General features: G+C 58.0%; 28 protein-coding genes, 1 tRNA gene and 1 pseudogene. 13 read left to right on the top strand and 17 right to left on the bottom strand.

All coding sequences use genetic code 11. The features are described from left to right. Nucleotides 1–11: 11 nt before the first annotated feature. Complete coding sequence (locus J3P73_RS17185; RefSeq protein ID WP_130692251.1) at nucleotides 12–1,271, top strand: AGE family epimerase/isomerase; 1,260 nt, start codon at nucleotides 12–14, stop codon at nucleotides 1,269–1,271. Nucleotides 1,272–1,280: 9 nt separating this feature from the next. Here J3P73_RS17185 and J3P73_RS17190 read toward each other — a convergent pair whose 3' ends face one another. The 8 genes from J3P73_RS17190 to J3P73_RS17225 form a co-directional block, all read right to left on the bottom strand. Next, nucleotides 1,281–1,904 carry a DUF2799 domain-containing protein gene (locus J3P73_RS17190; RefSeq protein ID WP_128401147.1) on the bottom strand — a complete coding sequence of 208 codons (624 nt, stop codon included), beginning with the start codon at nucleotides 1,902–1,904 and terminating at the stop codon, nucleotides 1,281–1,283. A gap of 133 nt (nucleotides 1,905–2,037) precedes the next feature. Then, nucleotides 2,038–2,535, bottom strand: coding sequence for a heme-degrading domain-containing protein (locus tag J3P73_RS17195; RefSeq protein ID WP_130692253.1), 498 nt, complete (start codon nucleotides 2,533–2,535; stop codon nucleotides 2,038–2,040). A gap of 192 nt (nucleotides 2,536–2,727) precedes the next feature. Then, nucleotides 2,728–3,339, bottom strand: coding sequence for a flavin reductase family protein (locus tag J3P73_RS17200; protein WP_027689195.1), 612 nt, complete (start codon nucleotides 3,337–3,339; stop codon nucleotides 2,728–2,730). A 4-nt stretch (nucleotides 3,340–3,343) separates the two neighbouring features. Beyond that, complete coding sequence (locus J3P73_RS17205; RefSeq protein ID WP_130692255.1) at nucleotides 3,344–4,087, bottom strand: aspartate/glutamate racemase family protein; 744 nt, start codon at nucleotides 4,085–4,087, stop codon at nucleotides 3,344–3,346. A gap of 1 nt (nucleotide 4,088) precedes the next feature. Continuing rightward, complete coding sequence (locus J3P73_RS17210; RefSeq protein ID WP_130675465.1) at nucleotides 4,089–4,910, bottom strand: ABC transporter permease; 822 nt, start codon at nucleotides 4,908–4,910, stop codon at nucleotides 4,089–4,091. A 1-nt stretch (nucleotide 4,911) separates the two neighbouring features. Next, entirely contained in the window at nucleotides 4,912–5,826 is a 915-nt protein-coding gene (locus J3P73_RS17215) for an ABC transporter permease (protein WP_018485015.1), read from the bottom strand. 278 nt (nucleotides 5,827–6,104) lie between these two features. Beyond that, the gene (locus tag J3P73_RS17220; RefSeq protein WP_018074083.1) at nucleotides 6,105–7,403 is read right to left on the bottom strand and encodes an ABC transporter substrate-binding protein; all 1,299 of its coding nucleotides are present in this window, start codon (nucleotides 7,401–7,403) and stop codon (nucleotides 6,105–6,107) included. Between the two features lie 53 nt (nucleotides 7,404–7,456). Beyond that, the gene (locus J3P73_RS17225) at nucleotides 7,457–8,545 is read right to left on the bottom strand and encodes an ABC transporter ATP-binding protein (protein ID WP_024320737.1); all 1,089 of its coding nucleotides are present in this window, start codon (nucleotides 8,543–8,545) and stop codon (nucleotides 7,457–7,459) included. A 267-nt stretch (nucleotides 8,546–8,812) separates the two neighbouring features. Between J3P73_RS17225 and J3P73_RS17230 the strand changes: the two genes are divergently transcribed. After that, nucleotides 8,813–9,523, top strand: coding sequence for a GntR family transcriptional regulator (locus tag J3P73_RS17230; RefSeq protein WP_024320736.1), 711 nt, complete (start codon nucleotides 8,813–8,815; stop codon nucleotides 9,521–9,523). Between the two features lie 66 nt (nucleotides 9,524–9,589). On the opposite strand, the gene J3P73_RS17235 is transcribed toward J3P73_RS17230, so the two are convergent. Together J3P73_RS17235 and J3P73_RS17240 are read right to left on the bottom strand one after the other, a co-directional pair. Further along, a complete protein-coding gene (locus tag J3P73_RS17235) occupies nucleotides 9,590–10,003 on the bottom strand; it encodes a DUF4174 domain-containing protein (RefSeq protein ID WP_018074080.1) in 414 nt (137 codons plus the stop codon). A gap of 199 nt (nucleotides 10,004–10,202) precedes the next feature. Beyond that, complete coding sequence (locus tag J3P73_RS17240; RefSeq protein WP_026171050.1) at nucleotides 10,203–10,586, bottom strand: BRA0787 family protein; 384 nt, start codon at nucleotides 10,584–10,586, stop codon at nucleotides 10,203–10,205. Between the two features lie 360 nt (nucleotides 10,587–10,946). Here J3P73_RS17240 and J3P73_RS17245 point away from each other — a divergent pair, with 360 nt between their 5' ends. Together J3P73_RS17245 and J3P73_RS17250 are read left to right on the top strand one after the other, a co-directional pair. Then, nucleotides 10,947–11,153 (top strand): hypothetical protein, encoded by a 207-nt coding sequence (locus J3P73_RS17245; protein ID WP_018074078.1) that lies wholly within the window; start codon nucleotides 10,947–10,949, stop codon nucleotides 11,151–11,153. 25 nt (nucleotides 11,154–11,178) lie between these two features. Then, nucleotides 11,179–11,418: a DUF2934 domain-containing protein gene (locus J3P73_RS17250; RefSeq protein WP_130689703.1), complete on the top strand. Its 240-nt coding sequence runs from the start codon at nucleotides 11,179–11,181 to the stop codon at nucleotides 11,416–11,418. Nucleotides 11,419–11,486: 68 nt separating this feature from the next. On the opposite strand, the gene J3P73_RS17255 is transcribed toward J3P73_RS17250, so the two are convergent. Both J3P73_RS17255 and J3P73_RS17260 read right to left on the bottom strand, forming a co-directional pair. Beyond that, a complete protein-coding gene (locus tag J3P73_RS17255) occupies nucleotides 11,487–13,412 on the bottom strand; it encodes a DUF5054 domain-containing protein (RefSeq protein ID WP_130692257.1) in 1,926 nt (641 codons plus the stop codon). 335 nt (nucleotides 13,413–13,747) lie between these two features. Then, nucleotides 13,748–13,942, bottom strand: a complete 195-nt coding sequence (locus tag J3P73_RS17260) for a hypothetical protein (RefSeq protein ID WP_018074075.1) — start codon at nucleotides 13,940–13,942, stop codon at nucleotides 13,748–13,750. Between the two features lie 123 nt (nucleotides 13,943–14,065). Between J3P73_RS17260 and J3P73_RS17265 the strand changes: the two genes are divergently transcribed. The 3 genes from J3P73_RS17265 to J3P73_RS17275 all read left to right on the top strand — a co-directional run bounded on the left by J3P73_RS17265 (nucleotide 14,066) and on the right by J3P73_RS17275 (nucleotide 15,914). Beyond that, nucleotides 14,066–14,791 carry a LuxR family transcriptional regulator gene (locus J3P73_RS17265; RefSeq protein ID WP_018074074.1) on the top strand — a complete coding sequence of 242 codons (726 nt, stop codon included), beginning with the start codon at nucleotides 14,066–14,068 and terminating at the stop codon, nucleotides 14,789–14,791. Nucleotides 14,792–15,048: 257 nt separating this feature from the next. Then, nucleotides 15,049–15,714: an acyl-homoserine-lactone synthase gene (locus tag J3P73_RS17270; RefSeq protein ID WP_003541559.1), complete on the top strand. Its 666-nt coding sequence runs from the start codon at nucleotides 15,049–15,051 to the stop codon at nucleotides 15,712–15,714. Further along, complete coding sequence (locus tag J3P73_RS17275; RefSeq protein WP_003541563.1) at nucleotides 15,711–15,914, top strand: hypothetical protein; 204 nt, start codon at nucleotides 15,711–15,713, stop codon at nucleotides 15,912–15,914. The genes J3P73_RS17270 and J3P73_RS17275 overlap by 4 nt, the downstream gene beginning before the upstream one ends. A 122-nt stretch (nucleotides 15,915–16,036) precedes the next feature. On the opposite strand, the gene J3P73_RS17280 is transcribed toward J3P73_RS17275, so the two are convergent. Then, a complete protein-coding gene (locus J3P73_RS17280) occupies nucleotides 16,037–16,405 on the bottom strand; it encodes a response regulator (RefSeq protein WP_130692259.1) in 369 nt (122 codons plus the stop codon). Between the two features lie 199 nt (nucleotides 16,406–16,604). Between J3P73_RS17280 and J3P73_RS17285 the strand changes: the two genes are divergently transcribed. Further along, nucleotides 16,605–16,680: transfer RNA gene (locus J3P73_RS17285), tRNA-Ile, on the top strand. 200 nt (nucleotides 16,681–16,880) lie between these two features. On the opposite strand, the pseudogene J3P73_RS38280 reads toward J3P73_RS17285, so the two are convergent. From J3P73_RS38280 to J3P73_RS17300, 3 genes and pseudogenes are all read right to left on the bottom strand, one after another. Continuing rightward, a pseudogene (locus tag J3P73_RS38280) lies at nucleotides 16,881–17,858 on the bottom strand (site-specific integrase); the annotation flags it as partial. Further along, nucleotides 17,824–18,090: a helix-turn-helix transcriptional regulator gene (locus tag J3P73_RS17295; RefSeq protein ID WP_044458832.1), complete on the bottom strand. Its 267-nt coding sequence runs from the start codon at nucleotides 18,088–18,090 to the stop codon at nucleotides 17,824–17,826. The gene J3P73_RS17295 and the pseudogene J3P73_RS38280, both read right to left, overlap by 35 nt. Nucleotides 18,091–18,100: 10 nt before the next feature. Continuing rightward, the gene (locus J3P73_RS17300) at nucleotides 18,101–18,319 is read right to left on the bottom strand and encodes a helix-turn-helix domain-containing protein (RefSeq protein WP_207579664.1); all 219 of its coding nucleotides are present in this window, start codon (nucleotides 18,317–18,319) and stop codon (nucleotides 18,101–18,103) included. A 65-nt stretch (nucleotides 18,320–18,384) separates the two neighbouring features. Here J3P73_RS17300 and J3P73_RS17305 point away from each other — a divergent pair, with 65 nt between their 5' ends. The 5 genes from J3P73_RS17305 (at nucleotide 18,385) to J3P73_RS17325 (ending at nucleotide 23,667) form a co-directional block, all read left to right on the top strand. Beyond that, nucleotides 18,385–18,828, top strand: coding sequence for a helix-turn-helix domain-containing protein (locus J3P73_RS17305; protein ID WP_245002684.1), 444 nt, complete (start codon nucleotides 18,385–18,387; stop codon nucleotides 18,826–18,828). Beyond that, the gene (locus J3P73_RS17310) at nucleotides 18,825–19,178 is read left to right on the top strand and encodes a hypothetical protein (RefSeq protein WP_207579665.1); all 354 of its coding nucleotides are present in this window, start codon (nucleotides 18,825–18,827) and stop codon (nucleotides 19,176–19,178) included. Before J3P73_RS17305 ends, J3P73_RS17310 begins: the two co-directional genes overlap by 4 nt. A gap of 165 nt (nucleotides 19,179–19,343) precedes the next feature. Further along, nucleotides 19,344–21,608, top strand: coding sequence for an ATP-binding protein (locus tag J3P73_RS17315; protein WP_207579666.1), 2,265 nt, complete (start codon nucleotides 19,344–19,346; stop codon nucleotides 21,606–21,608). Continuing rightward, a complete protein-coding gene (locus tag J3P73_RS17320) occupies nucleotides 21,580–22,164 on the top strand; it encodes a DUF4406 domain-containing protein (protein WP_207579667.1) in 585 nt (194 codons plus the stop codon). Before J3P73_RS17315 ends, J3P73_RS17320 begins: the two co-directional genes overlap by 29 nt. Before the next feature lie 132 nt (nucleotides 22,165–22,296). Further along, entirely contained in the window at nucleotides 22,297–23,667 is a 1,371-nt protein-coding gene (locus J3P73_RS17325; RefSeq protein WP_207579668.1) for a hypothetical protein, read from the top strand. Between the two features lie 70 nt (nucleotides 23,668–23,737). Here J3P73_RS17325 and J3P73_RS17330 read toward each other — a convergent pair whose 3' ends face one another. After that, nucleotides 23,738–24,805 carry an XRE family transcriptional regulator gene (locus tag J3P73_RS17330; RefSeq protein ID WP_207579669.1) on the bottom strand — a complete coding sequence of 356 codons (1,068 nt, stop codon included), beginning with the start codon at nucleotides 24,803–24,805 and terminating at the stop codon, nucleotides 23,738–23,740. Nucleotide 24,806 lies beyond the last annotated feature (1 nt).

Raw genomic sequence — 24,806 nt, forward strand, 5'->3', positions numbered from 1 at the left:
GGAGGAGCATCATGGCACCCGCAACCGGCAACGCCGTGCTTGGAAACTGGACGACCCGCGCCTATCACCGCGGCTGGCTGCTGACCCAGGCGAACGGTCTCTTCGATTTCTTCCAGCACAATTCGGTCAACCCCAAGGGCGGTTTCTACGATCTCGACGACGAAGCCGGGCCTCTCGACGCCGAGGGCCAGGTTCGCGGCATCCATATCGCCGCGCGCGCCGTGCATTGCTTCTCGATCGGCGCCCTGCTCGGCCGTCCAGGCGCTGCCGACGTCGTCGACCACGGCATGGATTATATCTGGAACCATCATCGCGACCGGAAAAACGGCGGCTATTTCTGGTCGCTTGATGATAACGGTCCGGTCGATTCCAACAAGCAGGGCTATGGCCATGCTTTCGTGCTGCTGGCCGCCTCAGCCGCAAAGACGATCGGCCATCCGCTTGCCGACGGCATGCTTGATGATATCACCGAGATCCTCAACACGAAATTCTGGGAAGAAAAGCACGGCGCCATCGCCGAGGAATTCACCGCCGACTGGCAGCCGCTCGATGGCGGCGCCTATCGCGGCCAGAACTCCAACATGCACCTGACCGAAGCGCTGATGGCGGCCTTCGAAGCCACCGGCGACCGGGAATATCTGACCAAGGCCGAAAGCATCGCCGATCTCGTCATCCGCCGCGCCGCCGGTTCGGTGGACTGGCGCGTCGCCGAGCATTTCGATGCCGAATGGAATCTCGACAAGACCTACTATCATCCGAACGAAATGTTCCGCCCGGCCGGCACGACGCCCGGCCACTGGCTGGAATGGGCCCGCCTCATCCTGCAGCTCTGGGCGCTCGGCGGCAAACGCATCGAATGGATGCCGGATGCGGCCAAGGCGCTCTTTGCGCAATCCATGGCGCTCGGCTGGGACAACGACAAGGGTGGCTTCTTCTATACGCTCGATTGGGACGACAAGCCTGCCAAGCGCAACAAGCTCTGGTGGCCAGCCTGCGAAGGTGCGGCTGCCGCACATTTCCTCAACGAGCACCTGCCGAGCGATTTCCATGAAGAGAGCTACCGCAAGATCTGGAACGTGATCGAGCGCGCCTTCATCGACCACAAGAACGGCGGCTGGCACGAGGAATTGACGGAAGATCTCGTTCCCTCGCACTCGCTGTTCCCCGGCAAGGGCGATATCTATCACGCCCTGCAGGCCTGCCTCATCCCGCTCTTCCCGGCAACGGGCAGCCTGACAAAGGGCATCGCCGAGGCCGGCGGGAAGCTCTGAGGTCGGGGATCAGTAACCCGGCGCCGGCAGTTCGGCGTTCGGGTTCCGCTGGAACCACTCGACATCCTCGTTGACACGGTCGAGATCGTCCTGCACGTCGCGCTGGTCGCGGCGGATGTCGTGCATGTCATCTTCCAGATCCTCGATCCGCCGGCGCAGTTCCGACCGGTCGCCGTCCTTGGCATCTCTCAGCTTGTCGGAAAGCTCGTCGATATCAGTCTCCTTATTGCTATAATCGCTCTGCATCGAGCTGAGGCGCGCCTGCAGCTCGTGCTGCTTGCTGCCGAGGCCGAAGCCGCGCAGGAAACCGGGCGCGGTCTCGGGCGGGCAGACATTGGCGTAGCCGCTGCCCGCCTGGCCGCGCGCAAGCCCGCTGAGCGGCGTGCAGTAGCGCACTAGGCCGGCTTGATATCCCTGAAACCAGATCGTCTGATCGGGCACGATCTTCACCCGCTCGCAGGATTTCGCATGTGCGGCGAAGCGCTGTTGCGGCTCGTAGCCCGCCGCGCCGTCGCTCTCGCCGATCACCCGCCAGTCGGCGGCAACGCATTCCTCCTTGGAAAGCGTGTTGCAGGAGGCAAGGAAAAGGCCGAAGCCGATGGTGGCGGCAAGCGCAAGGAACAAGCGGATCATGGCGTCCCGGGTAAAGATGAGGAGTGCGATGCCGCAGCTTAGCCGCAGGACAAGCCCGCGTCACCGGCACGGCGACGCGAATTTGCAGTTTTCATGGCTTTTTTCTGTCAAAATTGCGGCAGGAGAAACCGCATCAAAGCGACGGGGCGAGCCGGAGCGTATCCAGATCCTTCGCGAGCATCAGCGCCAGCGCCTCGACCGCAAGATTGTGGTCGTCGCGCTGCGGCAGTCCTGAGACGGTGACGGCGCCGATGCAACCGGTGCCCTTGACGTTGATCGGGAAACTGCCGCCATGCGGCGCATAATCGGCGCCGGAAAGTCCGTTATCCTCGACCGTCTTGCCATCCTTCTGCAGCTTCAGGCCGGAGGCATAGCTGCTACGGAAATAGCGCAGCACCATATTGCGCTTGCGGCGGACCCAGTTGACGTTGTCGGGCGTTACACCCGGGAGTGCCGCATAGAAGACCGGCATCGAATGCAGCGTCACATCGATCGCGATGCCGAGGCCGCGCTCAGTGGCGAGTTCCTGCAGGAGCTTGCCGAGCTGCCATGCCGTCGTCAGGTCAAAAGCGTCGAAGCTCAGGACTTTCTCCTGCTCCGCGATCCGGCTGAGATCGTCCTCGATTATCATGGGTAAAGCGCTCCTCTGCCGCAATGATCCGTAGCCGACCATTCTTGCGGGAGCCGAAAAAGTAAAGCAAAAACTTGGGGCTATCCCTGGAGCAATTGCAGCAAAAGCGCGCAGCGGTCTTGCGTCCGGAATTGCGCGAAGACGAAGAGATAGAGCATTTTCGTGACTCGAAGAAAACGGAAATGCTCTATGTCAGAGCTTCGGCGTCAGCATCTCGAAACGGTCGCGGATGGTGGCGCAGGTATCGCCGCCGAGCCTCGCAATGGCATCGACCGCGGCCGGATCGACATGCAGCCTTTCCGGATCGACGACACCGTCGCGGTAATGTGCATAGACGATCTCGCCCATGACGATCTGCCGCGAGCGGCCGAGTTCCAGCGTCACATGCCGCTTGCATTCGAAGGCGGCCGGCGCCTCAGCGATGAAGGGCGAAGCCACCTTCTCGCCCGGCATCGCCGTCAGGCCTGCTTCCCTCAGCTCGTCGACGCCGCGCGGATATTTGGCGCCGCAGACATGCATCGCCTCGGCGATCGCGAAGGAGACGATATTGACCGTGAACACCTCGGTCATGCGGATATTATGGCCGGTATCCTTGAACGACATGTCGGCATTGTTCTCGACCCCGATCGCGAGGATCGGCGGATCGGCCGAAAGGCAGTTGAAGAAGCTGAAGGGTGCGGCGTTGACCCGGCCATTCTCGTCGACCGTCGTCACCAGCGCGATCGGCCGCGGAATGATCGTGCCGATCATCAGCTTGTAGCGCTCGCGCTCGGTGAGCTGCTTGAAATCGAAAGAGACGGACATCGGTTCAGCCAACCTTGAGGACCGGCGAGAAACCGCTCATCGCCCCGGTAAAAGGCTTCGGCAGCGGCGAGGCGTAGGAGCCGCGCTTGCTGGTGGAAAGTCCGAGCGACACCAGCGCTTCGGCCTGCTTGACGGCGGCCGCGACGCCATCGACGACAGGCACGCCGTAGATCTCCTGCAGCTCGCGCGCCAGATCGGTCATGCCGGCGCAGCCGAGCACGATCGCCTCGGCGCCGTCTTCCAAAAGCGCCCGCTCGATCTCGGCCCTGAGCTTGCCGATCGCGCCCGAGGCCGGATCTTCCAGCTCCAGCACCGGGATGTCGGAGGCGCGCACCTTGGCGCGGTCGCCCATGCCATAGCGGCGCACCAGATTGTCGATCAGCACCCGCGACCGCTCTAGCGTCGTCACCACGGTGAAGCGCTGCGCCAGGAAGCCCGCCGTCACCACGGCGGATTCGCAAAGCCCGAGGATCGGTACATCGGCGAAGGTTCGCGCCGCTTCGAGCCCGGTATCGTCGAAGCAGGCGATAACGGCCGCGTCATAGCCCGCCGGCTCCCGCTCCTTGAGTTCGGAGAGCAGACCGGGGATCGCCAGCGCGCCGTCGTAATGTCCCTCGATGGAAACCGGCCCCATGCGCGAGGTGGCCGCGATGATCTCCGTACCGGATGCTGCGACCGCACGCGCGGCGGTCGCAGCCTTCTCGGTCATGGAGGCCGTGGTGTTCGGATTGACGATGAGGATGCGCATGTCAGTTTATCTTTGCCTGCCGCCGGCTGAGCATCGTCATGATGCCGAGTGCGAGGAGAATGATGGTGAAGGAAAACAGCGTCGTCACCGTGCCGAGCGCATAGAGCACCGGCGTCGTGACGTTGGTGGTCATGCCGTAGATTTCGAGCGGCAGCGTATTGTAGGTGCCTGATGTCATCAGCGTGCGGGCGAATTCGTCATAGGAAAGCGTGAAGCCGAACAGGCCGACGCCGACGAGGCTCGGCGCGATCATCGGCAGCACGACATGGCGGAACGTCTGCAAGGAGTTGGCGCCAAGGTCACGCGCTGCCTCTTCATAGGCCGGCGAGAAGCGGTTGAAGACGGCAAACATGATCAGCACGCCGAAAGGCAGCGTCCAGGTCAGATGGGCGCCGAAGGCCGACGAATACCAGGCAGGCTTGAGGCCACCCTCCTGGAAGACGACGCCGATGCCGAGCGAGATGATGATCGACGGCACGACGAGGCTTGCGACGGTGGCATAGAACAGCGCCGTCGAACCGCGAAACCGTCGCCGGAAGGCAAGGCCGGCAAGCAGCGAGACGATGACGGTCACCGCCATCACCATCAGCCCGAGGGTGAAGGAGCGGCGGAAGGAGGCGCCGAAATCGCCGACCGCCTGCTTCTCGAACAGGTTGAAGAACCAGTGCGTGGAAACGCCGTTCATCGGGAAGGTCAGGCCGCCATCCGGCCCCTGGAAGGAGAGGATCAGGATTGCCGAAAGCGGGCCGTAGAGGAACAGCACGAAGATGATGAAGAAGATCGCCAGCAGATAGAATTCAAGGCCGCGTTTTTCGTGGTTCATCTCAAAGCTCCTTGCGGATGTCGACGACGCGCAGGATGGCCGCGACCATCAACAGCACGACGGCGAGCAGCACCACGGCGTTGGCGGCAGCGGCCGGATATTGCAGCAGCGACATCTGATTCTTCATCATCAGCGCCACCGAGGCGCTCTGGCCGCCGGACATCACCTGCACCGTCGAAAAATCAGCCATGACGAGCGTGACGACGAAGATCGTGCCGATCGCCATGCCGGGCTTGGCGAGCGGGATGACGACATTCCATAAAACCTGCCAGCCGGAGGCGCCGGCATCGCGCGCCGCCTCGAACAGCGACCGGTCGATGCGCATCAACGTGTTGAAGATCGGCGTCACCATGAACAGCGTATAGAGATGTACCATGGCGAGCACGACGGCGAAGTCGGAATAGAGCAGCCATTCGATCGGCTGCGGAATGATGCCCATCTCGATCAGCGTCGAATTGACGAGGCCGTTGCGCCCGAGCACCGGGATCCACGAGATCATGCGGATGATGTTCGACGTCATGAATGGCACGGTGCAGACGAGGAAGAGGATCATCTGCGTCGAGGTCTTGCGGATGTGGAAGGCCAGGAAATAGGCGACCCAGAATCCGATGACGAGCGTCAGCGACCAGACGATCGCTGTGAATTTCAGCGTGTTGAGATAGGTCTTCCACGTCACCCACGAACCGAGCGTATCGGTGTAGTTCATCGTCAGGAAATCGGGATAGAGACCGGCAAAGTCGTAGTCCCAGAAGCTGACGACCGCGATCATGGCGATCGGCAGCAGGAAGAAGAAGCCGAGAATGACGAACAGCGGCGTCGCCTGGAGATAGGATATCGCCGATGGGGAAAGCCTCAGTCCGCGCCCGCCGCGCGCGCCCTGGCCATCCTCCTCCGTTTCCGCTGCGATGGTCGCCATGATCCGGTTCTCCGTTGTCTCATTGTCAGGGGTGATGACAGAGGCTCGTGCGCCGCCCCCTCATCCGCCTGCCGGCACCTTCTCCCCGCCGAGGAGAAGAGATTCGCGGCAGCGCCTGGGCCACCGCGAACCTTGCTTTCGGGCAGGGAGGACTGAGAAGACCCCTCCCCAACCCTCCCCACAAGGGGGAGGGAGTTTCTGTACCGCACCACCTCCGGACTCCCTCCCCCTTGTGGGGAGGGTTGGGGAGGAGAAAAGCGGCAACCGCCGACCGGGCCTTAGGCAGCGATGAACTCGTTCCAGCGACGGACCATGTAGCGGTCCTCGTCCATGACGGAGTTCCAGCAGGCGACAGCACCCATGCGGGCTTCGAAGGAGCCACCGTCGCGAACAGCGCCGGCCTTCTCCATGACCTTGCCCTCGGGAGACAGGATATCGCCCTGCGCCGGCTTGCCTTCGATCCAGTAGCCCCATTCGTCGGCCGACATGAATTCCTTGGCGGTGTCCATGCAGGCGGAATAATAGCCCTGGCGATTGAGGTAGCCGCCGACCCAGCCCGATGTGTACCAGTTGATATATTCATAGGCTGCATCGAGCTGCGCGCCCTTGAGGTGCGAGGCAAGGCCGAGGCCGCCACCCCAGGCACGGTAGCCTTCCTTGAGCGGCTGGAAGGTGCAGGCAATGCCCTTCGAACGGACGGCGGCGACGGCCGGCGACCACATCGACTGGATGACCACTTCGCCCGAGGCCATCAGGTTGACGCTTTCGTCGAACGACTTCCAGAAGGCACGGAACTGACCGTCGCCCTTGGTCTTGATCAGGAAGTCGATCGTCTTGTCGATTTCTTCCTTCGTCATGTTGCCCTTGTCGGCATATTTGATCTTGCCGGAGGCTTCCATGATCATCGCCGCATCCATGATGCCGATCGACGGGATGTTGAGGATCGCGGTCTTGCCCTTGAAGGCCGGATCGAGAATATCGGCCCAGCTGGTGATCGGACGGCCGGTGAGATCAGGACGGATGCCGAGCGTGTCGGCATTGTAGATGGTCGGAACCATCGTCATCCACTGTGTCGGCTCCTTGGCGAACTTCTTGGAACCCTGCGCCTCGACGAAGCCGACCGTATGCGGCGCCGTACCCTGGGCGATGACGCTCTCCGGCTTTAGCTTGCCGTTGATGAACAGCGGCACGATCTTGTCGTAATATTTCAGCTTCTTGACGTCCATCGGCTGCATCACGCCGGTCGGGAACACCTTCTTGGCGATCCAGTATTCGATGTCGGCAATATCGTAGCTGTCAGGCTGGGTGACGGCGCGCTGGGCGGCGGCGTCGGAATCGGTTGCCGTCATCTCCAGCGTGATGCCGAGATCGGCCTTGCACTTCTCGGCGATGGCATTGATGTTCGAAACGCCGGTGCCGAACTGGCGAAGCGTGATGTTCGTCTGCGCCCAGATTGTGGGAAAGCCGGTAATGGCGCCGGAGCCGGCGATGGCGCCTACGGCGGCAGCACCCGTCTTCAGCAGCGTGCGGCGGGAAAGCCCCTTTTCCGCTTTGGTCGATGTCGTTTCAGTCGTCATGTCAGTTCCCCTTTTCTTGATACGGAAGGTTCAGTGTTCTTGATGGTAATGGTTCATGCGGAAGTGCGGCCGAGAAGCACGGCATCTTCGAGCGCCCAGCTGAGCGAGACGGTGTCGCCAACGGCGACCGGCCGGGCGAAATAATCGCCGTCGTCGGCAATGACGGTGAAGTCGTCGCTGCCGGCGCCGATTACGGTGATCTTCACGGAAGAGCCGCGATATTCGATGTTGGAGACGATACCGTCGAAGCCGAGCGTCCATTCGGTCGCCACCTGCAGGCGCACGCGGTCGGTGCGGATACCGATATCGACAGGCTCGCCGACCTCCCTGCCCGTCCCGCGCACGGAAAAGCTCTGACCTTCCGGCACGGTCATGACGAGCACGCCGTTCTCGCTCGACGTCACCCGGCCGGACAGCACATTGTGGTCGCCCATGAACCGCGCGACGAAGGCAGTCGCCGGCCGCTCGAAGACCTCGCGAGGTGCCGCCGCCTGCTCGATCCGGCCGTCATTCATGATGACGATGACGTCGGCGAGCGCCATCGCCTCTTCCTGGCTATGGGTGACGTGTACGAAGGTGATGCCGAGCGACTTCTGCAGTTTCTTGAGTTCGGCGCGCATGCGGATCTTCAGGAACGGATCGAGCGCCGACAGCGGCTCGTCGAGCAGCAGCGCTTCCGGATCGGTGATCAGCGCGCGCGCCAGTGCCACGCGCTGCTGCTGGCCGCCGGAAAGCTGGGCCGGACGCCGGTTGGCATAGGCCTCCATCTGCATCAGCTTCAGCATCTCGAGCGCCTTGGCCTGCCGCTCTTGCTTGTCGACGCCCTTCATCTTCAGGCTGAAGGCGACGTTGTCGATCAAATCGAGATGCGGGAAGAGCGCGTAGGACTGGAACATCATCGCCGTGCCGCGGCTGGCCGGCGGAAAATCGGTGACGACGACATTGCCGAGCCGGATATCGCCCGACGAAATGCTCTCGTGGCCGGCAATCATGCGCAGCGTCGAGGTCTTGCCGCAGCCCGACGGACCGAGGAAACAGCAATAGGAGCCGGCCGGAATCTTCAGGCTGATCGCATGGACCGCCGTCGTCGCGCCATAGACCTTCGAAACGGATACTATATCGATCTCTGCCGCTTTCGACATCATGCCTTCCCCTGTTCGGAAAAGACGATGCATCTGCCGTGCCAAACTCCGTCACGCACATCAAGCCATTGCGAATTAAAGATTTTATCGCTACCGAACTTGCGAGAGCAAATTATAGGCACAACGGTATCTGCACATGATTTAGGCTATCGTGCGCAATTTGTGCAGAAAATCGTATACAATTTTGCCGCCATTTCGGGCACAAATTCTGTTTAACTTTTGCCGCGAACACGGATATGGTTTGTCGTCATCAGGAAATCGATTTTCATGAAATCCGCCGCCAAGGCTCAGCAAGCCGAAGACTCCGCCGATACCGGCGCGCAACAGATCCGCGATGCCATCCGCGAAGCGATCGTCGAACGCAGGCTCTCGCCCGGCACCAAGCTTTCGGAAAGCGATGTCGGCAATCTCTTCAACGTCAGCCGCACGCTTGCGCGCGCCGCCCTGCAGGCGCTCTCCTATGAGGGCCTCGTCAGCGTCGAGAAGAACCGCGGCGCCTTCGTCGCCTACCCCTCGCCCGAAGAGGCTCGCCAGATCTTCTCCGCCCGCCGCCTGGTCGAACCCGGCATATTACGCGAGGCCGCGGCGCAGATCACGCCCGATGACATCGCGCATCTGAGACAGCTTCTGCTGGAAGAAGGTCGCCTGATGAGCGAACGCGGCCAGACGGCGCGGCGCGCTGAAATCAAGGCATCGGGCGATTTCCATCTGACGCTGGCGCTCATATCAGGCAATTCGATCATGCAACGCTTCATGGAAGAGCTCGTCGCCCGCTCGTCCCTGGTGATTGCGCTCTACGGGCAGTCGACCGCATCGAGCTGCGGTCATTCCGAACACGGTGACATCATCTCGGCGATCGAAGCCAACGAACTCGACCGCGCCTGCCAGCTGATGCTGCACCACATCGCCCATATCGAGGCCGATCTCGACCTGCGCGAACGCAAGAGCCTGGGCCTCAAGGAAGCTTTCGAGCTCTGAACATGCAAAAGATGCGGGCGCGGATGATGCCTCACCGCGCCCCGCTTCAAACGGAATCTCGAAACACTACCAAGGCGTCTTCTTCGGCAACATCTCGAAAGCCGCGAAGATATCCTCCGCGGTCATTGGCTCGCTCGAGCGCAGCTTCACGGTTCCGTCGCGTCCGATCAGGATCAGCCCGAACTCGCCGGACGGCGGCCCCTGCAGCCGCTCGCGAATATCGTCGGCATCGAGTTCCCAGTCATCGTCGAACAGCGCAAACGCGCCGCCGCCGGCAATGCTGAACACTTCGACGTCTTCTTCGATGAGGCGCATATGCGCTTTGCGCAGCCATTCGTCCTGAATGAGAGCGCGGTCGTCTTGCGCATCTGCGAAGATGATCAGCACCCGCTTCCTGTCGCGAAACTGCTCGAGCGATTGCGGAAGGTCAGGCTCACGCCGAGGTGTGCCGATGATTTCATGAACGATGGATTTTAGCATGGTACTTATTCCTCGCCCGTCACGACTGCATAATTCCTTAGATCGGGATCGATTTAAGGATAAAATTATGCGGCAATTCAAAGTGCCACAGCGGCGCTGTAGCGGCGGGCCGTGTCTGCCGAATTAAACGGTTGGGAATGGGTGAGGTTCCGCCAAGAAGCGGAAAAGGATCGCAGCCATGGCCGCGATCCTTATCCTGTCAGTCTCGGCTTTGGTCTTCGGACGCGTGGGCCGAAACGGCAACGAGATCCACGGCACCCGTGGCGAGAAGGCGCTTGCGCACCAGCACGCGCATGACGCGCGCCGCCGTCGAGAAAGTCATCTGGTCGAGCGGGCCTTCGCCCTCCCACGGCTTGGTCAGCCGTTCGGTGACGGCGCCGACGATGTTCATCGGCACGATGTCGGTGCATTCACGCATGGCTTCGAAAACGAAGCTGATGGGGATGACCCGTCCTTCGTAGGTCACGATCGGTTCGGTCAATTCACTGTCCCATTCCTCGAAGGCATAGAGCGCTTCGCGAAACAGCTGCTGGAGGTTGAACGGCGCATGGCCGTCATGAAGTGGCGGCAGTGCATTCATCATGTCTGTCTCCTCTTGATGGGTTGAAGCCAAAGTCCTCCGGTATCGGTCGCGCCAACGCGGGGAACGGAGCGTTTTGCTGCCCCTGCGAACCGAATAACACTATTGATTCTATAGAGTAACGCGCCGGGGTAAAGCCCATTTATCCGCCGCCGCGGAAGCGAATTCCATAACGCCCTGATATTCTTGCGTCTTTTAGTCGAAATTTTCTCGGCGACCACCAGTCTTAAAAATCTATGCCACCCGCCTGAGATCGCTCCGGAATGGCACGACGAGACGAAAAAACCCTGAAAATTCACGGAACTTTTGTCTCTGTAATTTGTTTTGTTCTCACATTCGCAAAACAGTCTGGGGTTATCACCAATGACGCAAATCCGTGAACCGGAGCGCCGAAGCAGAATCCTGCGCGGCCGCCCCTATAGCCTTGATGAATTCGCCTCCAAATATGGTCTCCTGAGCGATCAGGCCGAAAGTCTTTTCACCCGCTTCGGCCCCTCCTCGATCGAACTCGACCTGCTGATGGCAGCCAAACGCCGGCCGCCTGTTCTGCAGGACAGAATTGCCGAATAACACTTTTGACGAATGGAATAGACAGATGAGCGACAGACGCCACGAATGGATCAGCAAAAGAGCTTACGCGATCTGGGAGGAACAGGGCCGCCCTTACGGCCGCGACGACGAACACTGGCGCCAGGCGGTTGCCGAACGCGATGCGCTGGAGCGCACGAGGGCCTCTTCCGACGGCCGCGAGGTACTGGTGAAGTTTCGCCCGAGGCCGCAACAGCCCGAAGCGCCCAGCATGAGCTGGATCGGCCGATCGGTAAGCGTCGGCTGAACCCAGTCCTGTATCGGCCCGGACGGCCAATCCGCACCGGGCCGAGCAGATTGATCCCTGAGAGCAACTCAGTCGAACCTTAACCGGAAGCGCGCCTGAAAATCTCCCTGCCACCACATCGGGAAATTGGTTCCCCATTTATTGTTGTGCAGATTGAAGCGAATGCCAGAGCCGAAGTCCGGCCGTGTCTTATAGAACGTCATGAAATCTGAGCTTTGCGGCGCAACGAGCGGCGCATCGAAGGTTTCGATCGTCAGCGCACCCAGAGCGAGATCGTTGCGTGCTGATGTCACCGCCTGCAATTGTCCGCCGCCGCTCGTCGCAATATTCCCGGATCGATGCCAGAGGCCCATCTTGCGGAAATTCCAGTCCCCGGCACCATCAGGCGTGAAGGATAGGAAGCTTGCCTCCGGCATACGGTTGGCCGGCTTGTCGTGCAATGTCAGGCTAAGATCGAGGCGATCGCCCTCGGCGGTGAAATGCAGCATCACATGCGGCGGCGCGCCATATTTCTGCACGGCCTCGGCCGGCATTGAGAGAAGGATGCTCGCCTCATCAGTCGCTTCCAGCGCCGGCAGAAAAAGCTTCGAAAGCGCCGCACCAGAACGAGCTAGCCCTGGCTTGTCATGGTCGAGGACCGCCCATTCCTGGCGATGGGTCAGGTAGGTCTCCATGTGTCTGATAACGTCGCCGGCATCATAGCTCTCGTATCGATAGGCGATCAGCGAGCCGTCACGTCCGGAGATCGTCCTGCCAGAGGGCGAGGTGATTTCGGCGACATCGCCGCTCACGCCGTTGAGCGCGATCGACCAGCCGCCGACCTGCAGGCTGAGCTCCCGCCCACCGCCCTCGATCACGGCAGGCGTGGCGAGTTCGGCAAGCACGGCCTGGGCCGCCTTCCGGTCCGTCTCGTCGAGCTCCGAGACCGCCTGATCGAGATAGGCCCGCTGCTCGTCCCATGAGGCTTCGGTGTAGGCGAAGCGATAATCGGATCGGCGCGCGGCCTCGAAATCGGCCCGTGACCACGCTTTGTCGTCGCGCAGATAGGATTTGATATCGACGCCGCAGGTATGCTCGGCCACCATCGCCAGTCCGCGCCCGAAGGCGAGACGCCGCGCGTCGAGACCATCCGCCGCGAAACGGTCGTAGAGCCGCTGCAGCGCGAGGAACCGCGCCGTCTTCACCGGATCGCTGCCGCTGCCATGGATCCAGCTGTCGCCGAGTTCCAGCTCGACGACAGGGAAACGCTCGCGCTCGCTCCAGAGGATGGCGCCGTACTCGTCAAGCGTCGCCGCGCGGATGATCGCATCCGGCTCACGGGCGCGTAATTCGCGATAGGCCTCGGCCGTTTGCGGCACGCTCTGCGGCCCGATATTGTCGTTGGTATGGGCAAAGCTCAGGCCATCCTCCAAACCATCGGGGAAACAGGTTTCGCCATAGGAGCGCTGGTACATGACGACCACTTCCTCGCCGCCAGGCGCCCGCCAGCGGAAGATGTCGGGCACATCAGGCGGCGGTGAGGCCGTATTGACGCCGAGATGAAGGAAGCGGATGCCCGCCTCGCAAAGCAGCGGCACCATGCCGAGCGTATGGCCGGGCACATCGGTCATCTTTGCCGCGATCGTCGACTTGCCGAAACGCCGGTCGAGCTCATGCGAATAAGAGAGCCCGGCCCGAAAGAGATCCGGCGACATCAGCTCCGTATGCGTGGTGAACGGCAGTCCGTGCCAGCGGATCAGCCCGCGCTCGATCGCCTGTTCCAGCGCCTCGACCTCAGGACCGGAGCGCGAATTCAGATGGTCCCAGATCAGCCAGGCGCCGGTCGTCCAGATGAATTTCGGCTCGTCGGGATTTTCGGCATGAAAATGCCTGCCCGTCTCGATCGCCTGCGGTATGAAGCGCTCATGATATTGCCGGCGGACTTTCTCGGCATGGTCGGTAAAGCCGATATCGAGATGGGTCTTGAAGACCAGATGCACGCGCTTTTCAGTCATTCCATTCCACACATCAGTGATGACATCCGAAACATTCTGCAGCCGGCGCCGTACAGGCAAGGCGGAATGTAACCGTTTCCACAAACACCATAGCTCCTGCCGCAAACGCTCCGTCAATCAGTTTTGGCACAAATCGATGAAATAATGCGGGTTTCTTAACCATAAATCCAGAACGCAGTGTCCAACGCTTTCGCCGTCAGATCGAATCGCGACAAGAATGAAGACGTGTTCATCGGCAGTTTTGGAGAAAAGCGGATGGGATGTCCCTGCCGACTCGCGTGCGTGCCTGCCTGAATTGTGGAGAAAAAGGCTGAGCCGTTCTGGAAGGCCGATCGTCAGAAGGCGTTGGTTTCCTGGCAGAGCGCCCGGTGAACCTCGGTCCAGAATAGCGCCAGCGACGTGTCACCGTTGCGCTCAGCAACGAGGGCGCGGATCAGCGCTTCGGAGCCTGCCATGTCTTGCCAGCTGGATTTCAGGCCCTTGGCGGCCTGTTGGCATTCGGCAATCTCGAATGGTCTCTTGCTGTCCATATGAGGTCTCCTCATGACAGGCGCTAGCAGATGGGACCCGGATTGTCATTCCCCGCATATGTGGGGATGCCTTGTATTTATGACAGCGCTCGCGGTAGGATTGAGGGAATTGGGGCAGTGGAAATGATTGAAAATACCTATAGCGAAAAGTTCGAGTCCGCTTTCGAACAGATCAAGGCCGCGGCCAATGTGGATGCCGCCATCCGCATTCTCCAGGCGGAATATGGCCTCGATTTCGTCACCTACCATCTCGCCCAGACGATCGCGAGCAAGATCGATTCGCCCTTCGTGCGCACCACCTACCCGGATTCCTGGGTCTCCCGCTACCTTCTGAACAGCTATGTAAAGGTCGACCCGATCGTCAAGCAGGGCTTCGAACGCCAGTTGCCCTTCGACTGGAGCGAGGTCGAACCGACGCCGGAGGCCTATGCCATGCTGGTCGACGCCCAGAAGCACGGAATCGGCGGCAATGGCTATTCCATTCCCGTCGCCGACAAGGCGCAGCGTCGCGCCCTCTTGTCGTTGAATGCCCGCATACCGGCTGACGAATGGGCCGAACTCGTCCGCCGCTGCCGCAACGAATGGATCGAGATCGCCCATCTGATCCACCGCAAGGCCGTCTACGAACTGCACGGCGAGAACGATCCGGTGCCGTCATTGTCGCCGCGCGAGATCGAGTGCCTGCACTGGACGGCGCTGGGCAAGGATTACAAGGATATTTCGGTCATCCTCGGCATATCAGAGCACACGACGCGCGATTATCTGAAGACCGCCCGCTTCAAGCTCGGCTGCGCCACGATCTCGGCCGCCGCCTCGCGGGCCGTGCAATTGCGCATCATCAATCCCTAGCGCATCGGCCCGAAAATCGGAATCGATTTTCGCAAAGCACGATGCGTAGGTTCAAAGTGTTAGAGCGCCGTGCGTCCGAAAGGACGCACGGCGCTCTAGGTCTTTTGTTGGCGCATGTCGTTCTCGCAAAACCGCTGCGCACTTTTGCGCGACATGCTCTGCCCCCCTCATCTGAGGGGGCCCATCTGAGGGAATTTCCGATCCGGCTCGCCTGAACCATTCTGCTTTCCACGAACTTGAAAACGCTGGAGGGCAAAATGTTCGTTATCATTCAGGCACATGAGTATCAGAAATACGCTGCCGTACTCGACCAGATGTTTCGCCTGCGCAAGAAGGTCTTCGCCGATACGCTCGGCTGGGACGTTCCCGTCATCGGCCCCTACGAACGCGACAGCTACGATTCGCTCGCCCCCGCCTATCTCGTCTGGTGCAACGACAGCCGCACCCGCCTTTATGGCGGCATGCGCCTGATGCCGACGACGGGCCCGACCCTTCTCTACGACGTCTTCCGCGAGACGTTTCCCGATGCCGCCAATCTCATCGCTCCCGGCATCTGGGAAGGCACGCGGATGTGCATCGACGAGGAGGCGATCGCCAAGGATTTCTCCAATGTCGATGCCGGACGCGCCTTCTCCATGATGCTGCTTGCGCTTTGCGAATGCGCGCTCGATCACGGCATCCATACGATGATTTCCAACTACGAGCCCTACCTCAAGCGCGTCTACAAGCGCGCCGGCGCCGAAGTGGAAGAACTCGGCCGTGCAGATGGCTACGGCAAATACCCCGTCTGCTGCGGCGCCTTCGAAGTATCGGACCGGGTGCTGCGCAAGATGCGCGCCGCCCTCGGCCTCACCCTACCCCTTTATGTCAGGCACGTGCCGGCCCGATCGGTCGTGACCCAATTCCTGGAGATGGCAGCATGAACCGCCTCGCTGAAACCGCCACGCAGACCGCAATACAGAAGGATATCGGCGCGCTGGAGCGCCATGTTCTCGCATCCCGCGACATCGCCACGCAGATAGGGGATCCCTTCCTCTCCTATCTCCTTTCGATGGCGCTGTTCACGATCTACGAGAAGAAGGCCCATCACGAGAACGAGGCGCTGAAGAGCAGCTTCAGCTGAGGGTGTGGTTCCCCTCCGCCCCGCCTGAAGACGAGCATGTCTCCCGGCGCCTCGCGCGCAGCCGCAAAAACAGTCCCCGTTTTGCGGCTGCGCGCCCCTGTCATCTCATCAGGGCATTGCTGTTACGTCATCAGGGAATTGATGGTCGAAATCAGCGTGTCGTGCATATAGGGCTTCGGCAGGAAGGCGGTATTGGCGGGCAGAGCCATCGGATCGAGCCGCACCATGCCGGAGGTGATGATGATGCCGATGTTCGGCCGCATCGCCCTCACCCGATTGGCAAGCTGGAGACCGTCCATCGAACCGGCCATATTGACGTCGGTGAACAGGATATCGACATCCTGCCTGCCCTTCAGCACCACCAGAGCCTCGTCGGCATTCGCCGCCTCCAGCGCCACATGGCCGACCTCCTCCAGCACATCGAGGATATTGAACCGGATCAGCGGCTCGTCCTCCACGATGAGCACCACGGCACTGTTCGAAGCCACCATCTGCGATCGCCCTCTTCATGCGGAATGTGACTTGGATAAGTGTAGCCCGCGCGAGAAGGTTCCAGTGGCTGCCCACGAAATATGCATCGTCCACAGATGCTTGCGCTCACCGCTTGTGGCTCCTCAGGATTTGCGTTAGAGCGGAACCCGTGCTGCGGGAACCATTGCCCCGGCACCCAAGCGCTGGACACGGCGCCAAGGGCCTGTAGCTCAATGGTTAGAGCCGGCGGCTCATAACCGCTTGGTTGGGGGTTCGAGTCCCTCCGGGCCCACCATTTCTGTCTTCGGAAGTTGTTTTTCCATCGTTTTTTCCTCGATTTGTCTCACCGGAATTACGGATCGATGAGAGTGGGACATTTTTGCGGGCCACGTAGGTTTTCCGACGCTCGAAACCGGCATCAATGATGCGCTTGGATTGGGCGGCCTTCGTATAGTGCTGCGCCATCTTGGAATCAGACCAGCCGAAGATCGCCATCAGCTGATGTTCGGTAGCACCTGCCTCGGCGAGGATCGTCGCGGACGCCTTTCTGAGGCCGTGCGACGAGCATTCCGGCAAATCAGCGTCGTTGCACCACTGGCGCATCTTGTTGCCGAAACCGTTGCCGCTGAACGCCTTGCCGTATTCGGTGATAAGGAAGGTCGGCTGATCATGTGTAATCGCGTCCAACGCCAAGCGAAGCTCGTCCGTGACTGGCAGGCTGAGGGACTGCGCATATTTGCCGGAACCCTTCTCCGGCATGAATTCGATGCGGTCTCCTACCAGGTTGCGCCAGCCGAGCTTGACGAGGTCCGAGCGTCTGACGCCGAGGTTCAGCATCAGTTCCATCGCAAGCCGGGCCGTGGAGCCGAGCGGATAGGCTGCGCGATAGCGCGCCAACTCCGCTTCGCTCCAGGTGTGGAAGCCGGGAGACTTATGGATTTTGGTCACGCCGTTCGCGGGATTGAACGTCGCCAACTCGGCGCTGATAGCCCAATTGAAGAGCGCCTTCAAATACTTGACCAGCTTATCGGCAGCGCCGGGCGTGCCGCTGCGCTTCATCTGGCTGGCCTCGATGTCGGATTTGCGAATCTTCTTGAACGGCAGTTCGCCCACATTGACGCAATAGCGATTGAGAACGCTCTTCTTGTCTTTCTGCGTGGCCGGAGACTGGCTTTGAAACGCCTTGGACCGATAATAGGTCTCGACCAGCCAACGAACCGAACCCGGCTCTAGGCGGGAAACCGGGACAGTTTTCTCGCCACGATCGCCAGCCAGAACGCGATGATATTCCTCGGTAAACGCTTGGGTGACGCTGCCAGCCTCGTCCAGGTAGGCGGACGTCATGCGATATTTCGGCATGTTTGGCAGGCGGAGATAGAACCGCTCATTGCCGTGCCGGTCGATATCCCGCGAGCAATATTTGAAGGGGACGCGCTGGCTACCCAACCGCGTGATCAAACGGGTTTTCGCCATCGTCTTCGTCTCCGCTCAAGCCCTGTTCTTTGATGTCGTACCAGGACGCGCGGATTTCCTCGGCATCCCAACGGCGCAGTGCGCCGATCTTCACGCCTTTCGGCATAAGGCCACGGCGAACCCAGTCGTCAAAGGTGCCCGTCGAGACGTCGAGAAGTTCCGCCGCACGGACGCGGCTGACTGCGACCTTGTAAATGGGGCGTGGGGCCAGCGCTTCAGCTTGCTGCTTCATGTGCCGCTCCTCACCCCCTGGAGGCGCTATCAGCAAGCGCCAAAGCCTTCTGCTTGGGCTCGATCATATTCGCCGCAAGATACTCATCCACCGCGCTTTCCGGCAGGAACAGACTTCCGCCGATCCGCACATGCCGGATTTCCTGCTTCGCAATCAGATTGCGTATACGTGCGACCGGCCATCCGGAACGGTCTGCAAGTTGTTTGGGTGACAAGAGTTGCGCCTGCATTGGAAATTCACCTCCAACTGATGATAGAATGATATGAACCCGAAAGAATCACACCAAGCTCAAAAATGCAACGCGATTATCAGAAAAATAATAATTCGATGCAAGACACGCTGCTCATTCAGATGGGCAAACGTTTGGCGATGATCCGGGAAAACTCGGGATTGAAACAGATCCCCTTTGCGGAAGCGCTTGAGGTCTCCCAGGGCGGCTACAATACCTATGAACGCGGCCAACGAGAGATCCCCGTTCGCGTGCTGCGCGCGCTCTACACGAAGTTCAACGTCAATCCAGTCTGGATGATGACCGGGGAAGGCAGTTCCTACAATCGAGACACGGTCGATATGTATCACGAGGTCACCAACCAAGTTGATGCCTTCATCGTGCGGGAAAACTGTCAGGTGGAACCGGATAAGCGTTTGAAGCTCATCCGGTTCCTGATCGACTACGCCGAACAGCACGGCGAATTCACAGAGGAAATTGCAGAGAAATATCTGAGGTCAGCGATATGAGTAAGTCGAGCTTTGAACAGAAAATCGAACAGGGTTTTTACACGATCGGCCGCCAGCGTGATCAACTGGCATCCGAAAAGCGAAAACTGGCGAGGCGATTGCGCTATGCCCAGCATTCGGCCCGGCTCACGAGCCTTTCGAAGCAATACGATTTCGGGATGGTCTTCTTCGGAGCAATGGGAGCTGTCTCGCTCATTTTGTTCGATGCAAGCAGCGGCTCCGATGCTTGGTTGACGCCCGTGCTTGGCTTTTCAATGATGCTGTTCGCGTGTGGTAGCGCGCTGAGAGGCCGAAAGATGGTCAGCCGGATCAGATGCTTCCATAGCCGTTTCGGTAGCTGGCAGTTCTAAGCATATGAACCATTGCCTTACTTTTCGTAACATTGCCTCTCTCACGATATCAGAAGGTATATGTAGATCGGTAGACAGGAGAATTTCGGCGGGAAATTTCTATCCGAACTCCATCAAGGATTGAATGATTAAACACTATCGATCATAAGTCAGCAGTGTCTGGGCATGCTAAGCGTGCCGACGCCGAGTGATCAAACGATTGAAATGCTGGGAGAAATTATGGTTCCGTTGGAAGAGTATCTGCAGTCGGACTATCTGGTTCATTGCCAGGACATGTCGACGCTAACCGCAGCGATTTCGGAAGCGATATCGCTTCTAAGACTGTCGAATACGAACAACGGGTGGCCATACGAGTGCAAAAGCTCTGAAGCGGTCGACATTCCGCAAACTGTATCCCACGGCACTACTGCTATGGTGCTGACTGCCATCGGACGAGCGACTGGATTCTGCTCAACTACCTCAGGAACACGCGCACGCCTGATTAGCGATAAATCAATAGATGATTTACTGTTAAAGAATGTTCTCAGGTTGTCCGAAAGCATGCAGAAGGAAGCTAAGGAAGGTAAGATAGTCCCGACATCAAGTACCTTTGGGGAGGGAAATCCACTTACACTTAGCCATATCGTTGATCTTCTTGCTTCACTGAAGCCGGATCGGGTTCTGGTAGATCTTGGTGCGTCCAAAAAGGCCGATATTGCAAAAAATCTCGAAAATATCGAGACCTCGATTCATGCGGCACGTACACGATTGGATGGTATGATATCCGATACACTGTCCCAGCACCAAACCCAACTTCTGGAAAGGGAACGTTCCCGTTACTATCGTAACGCATTTGTGCCAATGCGCGCGGTTCGAGCGGCGATAGGCTTTGCGGCTCTTGGCAAGCTGGATGATCTCAATAAACGCCTTCCACTTCTCCGAAATTTTTTCGAAGTGATGTTGCATGAGCAATTGTCATTTAGCGCTATTCCCGACAGCAGATTCGATGCGGCTGAACTCGTTTTCAGTCTAGAGGGACTTGTTCTTTGCGCACGCGAAGCTGTCGATGAAAAGCTATTCTATCGCGTTTTGGAAGTGCTGGGAGAAAAGCAGAACACGAGCGCCCACTGGCGGCCAAGCAAGCCATTTCTTGCTGCAAAAACCGGCGAGATTTTTCTTCCGCTAAGTGTGGAAGTAGCAAATTCGCTGATGCGCTCCATAGCGATCATGGATAGTGGGCGCTTCCACGACACCTACACATCCAAAGGCGCACCATTGCTCAAGCGCTTCTGGAGCTGGCTCCAAGCGAGAGCAGTACGTCTGCAGATTGCTGGTGAAGACTGCCTCGGCTGGCACTCTGAGCACATCAACTCCCCTGAGGTCGTACATCCATGGGATACCAGCTTGGTAGTTGAATTTATGATCAATTACCACGAGCTTTTAGATCGGGAAATCCAGAATACAACTCTAATTTTGTCCGGCCTGCAATGGAAATACATGCCTTCTCTCGCAGGTGCCAAGAAATACTCCAATTGGAGTGAAGTCATAGAAGAAATGGATCCTTCAATTGGCGGGGAGCAGAAAAGCCAGGTTTATCGCCGCATTGGAGAGGATTTCGTTCAAGGCTGGGCAGATGAAAAGCCGAATAATTTTTCAATGATGCTTTATGGCCCTCCTGGAACAGGTAAGACCAGCGTGGCTGATAAGCTCTGCGAATATTTGGGCATGCGGCAAATAACTGTCACCGTGAGTGATTTTCTTGGCGATGGCGGAGCGAATGTCGAAAGTCGCGCAAAGGCAATATTCCAGACACTAACGCATCAAAGACGTGCGGTAATTCTGTTCGATGAGATCGATAGTTTTCTCCTTGACCGAGATAGTGAATTCTACAAGAAGCAGGATAGCCTCTTCCAGTTTTTGACACCTGGTATGTTGCCCAAGTTCAACAACTTGCGAGCTGCAGAGCGCTGCATCTTCATAGTCGCGACGAACTACGACAACCGAATTGATCCAGCGATTAAGCGGACCGGCCGCATTGATAAAAGATATCTGCTGCCGCTACCTGATTCCAAGCGACGGGAACTAACACTTGGGAAGTTCGGCCTCGCGCAAGGTGCTTTTTCGACGGAGTTAAAAAAGGCCTCCGTATTGTTTGGTTTTGGTGACTTGAAGAATGCCGCTCGATCCGAAAAAGGCGACCCTAGCCAAATTATCGAAAGTCTCAAAGACGCGGCGAAAGCGACAAGTTTCAAGTCTTACCTGAGGCGCCTAAAGAACGACGCCGCAGACTTTCCTGTGGAAGAGTTCGCTGATTTGCTTAGGCTGGCCGAGGACGCAGGCGGGTGTCTCGAACTAGAGAAACTAGCCGAAGCAGAACTCGGTCTTCTGGACAACGACTATTCCGATTTGAAGGTCAGGCTCAATGGTCTACGCGGTAAAACCGACGGTTGATAATCTAAACGCGGTGCATTCCGCCGTTCTCCAGGCATGGGACTGTGCGTTAGGTCCGAAAAAAGTAATCTACCTTAGCGGCCCGATAACGACGGGTCGCGCATTTGTCGAGTCGCTTCGTCACGGTAAAACACCCCATCGCGAAGCGCTAATCCGCAAGAATTCTGAATCGCTAATTCAGGCTGCAAATGACCTGCGTACTCGATTGAATGAAATAGTTCTGGAGCCTGCGAGCCTGCATGTTACCGGTTGGGGACAGGCTGAATATCTCGACCTTTGGAGGGAGTGCATCAAGAAGCATGCGCGGATTGTCATGTTTATGTCCGATTGGGAGTATAGTGTCGGTTGCGTTACGGAGTTTAGTTTTGCCAACTCGCTCGGGATGAGAACCGAGAACATTGACGGCACTGAACTAACCAGCGTAGCCGCTTTTAGACTGTTGGACTCAGCTCGTATCGGGTTAGCTCCTGATCAACAGCATCCGCGGCTTAAGCCTCTCTATCAAACTATAGAGATGGCGCTCTCAAACCTGGCTGCGCAGCATCGTCTTGGATAAGAGGCTTGGAGATTCCTCTCGCGAAAGGTGGGGATATTAGAAGCTTGATAACCACTATCTGGCAAACTTCGTTTAAGCTGCCGGAGAAGAGTCTAAAAAGCCCGAATGGGCAACGAGAGCGAGGAGGATTTCATGGCTTTTTATAAAGACGAATCTCTCAATGAGCTCGCGCTCGATCGCAATGTCGCGCAATTCGTAAGCTTTGCACCTGCTTCTGAAGGCTCACTCAAGCAACGTTTTTGCCGGGTTGCAGGTTATGAGCCAAATTACGTGTTCCCGACACTGGAAAACGCCATCAAGGTTCTCCTTACAACGAGCGTTGACGGATCCGTAAATATTCGGAGCTTTTTGCCTGACGACCCTCGTAGCAAGGAATTCGTATACGGCCTGACGAGAGTCGATACCGTTCTAGCCGAGATGCGACGGCTTTCAGCATCTGGACTATTCCTAATCGTCAATGAGACCATCGATGTCGGGGATGGTGGTGTATCGGGCGTTGTACAGAGCGACGTCATTGAGTTCGCTCCAGATGACACTCCCCGTTGCGTCGAGAAGCCAGGCACAGCGTCGCTGCCATTTACATTGGGAATGGATGTACTGGAGACTGTTTACGGGTTCCGGCCCCAGCTTCAATCGGTGCGTGGTGAGAGGATCGAGTTCAGTATACATCCTCGCCCGCAAGGCTGGATGAAGACTCACACTCTCATATGGGAACGAGAGGTTGGGGTCGTTGGTGAAGCTACAGCCAAGAGTTCTTGGCCAAATCGGTTTAGCCGGCATATTGGCGACAAAGCATTTGGATTGCTCATCGCACATAAATTGGGGCTTCGGGTTCCGAGAACGACAGTTATTAGTCGTCGACTAGCACCTTTCGTATTCGGAAGTGAAACGCGCAGCGGCGAAGTGTGGGTTAGAACCGCTCCAACAGAGCCTCAACCTGGCCGTTTTACAACGGTAAAGGGTTGGATCGATCCCTTTAAGCTCCTCGCAAAAGAAGATCCTTCCGGGGAGTTTATTGCTTCTGTGCTATGTCAAGCAGCCGTTCCGGCTAATTATTCGGGTGCAGCTATTGCGGGTGGTGACAACAGCGTAATTATTGAGGGCACGGAGGGAGAGGGAGACCGCTTCATGCTCGGTCTCGACTTACCTCAGAAACTCCCTGACAACGTCTTTGAAGAGGTGAGATTTACATTTGATAAGCTGCACGAGTTGCTTGGTCCTGTGCGTTTCGAGTGGGTTTTTGATGGCTTAACAACATGGGTTGTCCAATTGCATCGTGGCGGCACCGAAACTATAACTGGAGTTCTTGTGCCCGGGGATGCGTATAAATGGACAAGAATTGAAGCTGTATTGCCATTGGAAGACATTCGCGATCTAGTGCTTCAGGTTGAAGATGGAGCTGGATTAGTTATCGTGGGAGATATTGGTCTTACCAGCCACATTGCTGACGTGGTACGCAAAGCAGGTCATCCGGCACGCGTCGAAAGAAGCATCGCCGCTTAAAATTCATTCCTTATTGTTTTACTACCGGTGTCATGTTTTGCGGTCATCGAATGCGAGGGCGTTCGCTGTGTTAGCTCTTGACAAGGTACAACATTTGCGCGCCACCAGAGGTATTGGGAGTGGCAATAGTCGCAGCAATTCCAAACAGTAGATTCGAAATTTCCCTTTCAGGAATAGCAAGTTCCCTCGCAATGTGGGACGTTGATATTCCTTCAGACCAAAGCGCCGTAAGGATTTTTCTCCAGACCTGAGATGTTTCCCGTTCCATTGCGTCGGGTTCGTTTTCCCTGCCGAGTTTGTTTAGTTGAATATAATTGCCGCGATAATGCCATTCGGAAATCAGTTCGTTTTTACGAAGTGCATAATTTAGCGCCGCCGCCGAAACTCCCCATCGCTTTTTCCATTGGATGATCTGCCGCAAAGACTGGGCTCGCGGGAGCTTAGCTACCAGATCATTTGGTGGAATTAGAAGAGCAGACGCAAATGCGTTTGCCTCATCTTCGGCAGTTTTGTGGTTCGAACCCGTGTGCCGATGCATAACTAGGTGACCAAGCTCGTGAGCGGCATCAAACCGACTGTGCTCAGCGGTCTTGAGCGTATTTAGGAAGACATACGGCTTTTCATTTCTCCAAAATGAATAGGCGTCGAGGTGGCGTGTTTCCTCGACGAGAGAGAAGACTCTTACCCCATGAGCTTCCAGCAGATTCACCATGTTGGCAATTGGTTTTTCACCAATTCCCCATGCGGCGCGAACGGCCGCAGCGGCCGCCACCGGAGTTTGATTATTTAGTTGGGGAATAGAATGTTCGGGAAGCTCGAAGCGGTGTCGAATCCAGTCATCAATTTCGAAAGCAAGCGCACCGGCCGCCAAGGCCGCGTCACGCGGGCCCGCAGTTAAAGAGCGCAATGAACGAAAGCTCACACCGTCAGGCGACGGGTAATCAACGCCCGGCTTTTCGAAAAACGAACGGCTATATCCTGAGATCGCGCACAGGCGATCCATTAGCTGTTCACTAATTTCGCCCCCTTGCTCCATTCTCTGTACTGTTTTGCGATCAACGCCTAGGCGTTCGGCAAACGCCATTTTGGTCAGACCGAGCCTCAGTCTGACCAAATCAATTCTCTCTGGATTAGGCATG

It is taken from the genome of Rhizobium ruizarguesonis, assembly GCF_017357285.1.
GTDB lineage: Bacteria > Pseudomonadota > Alphaproteobacteria > Rhizobiales > Rhizobiaceae > Rhizobium > Rhizobium ruizarguesonis.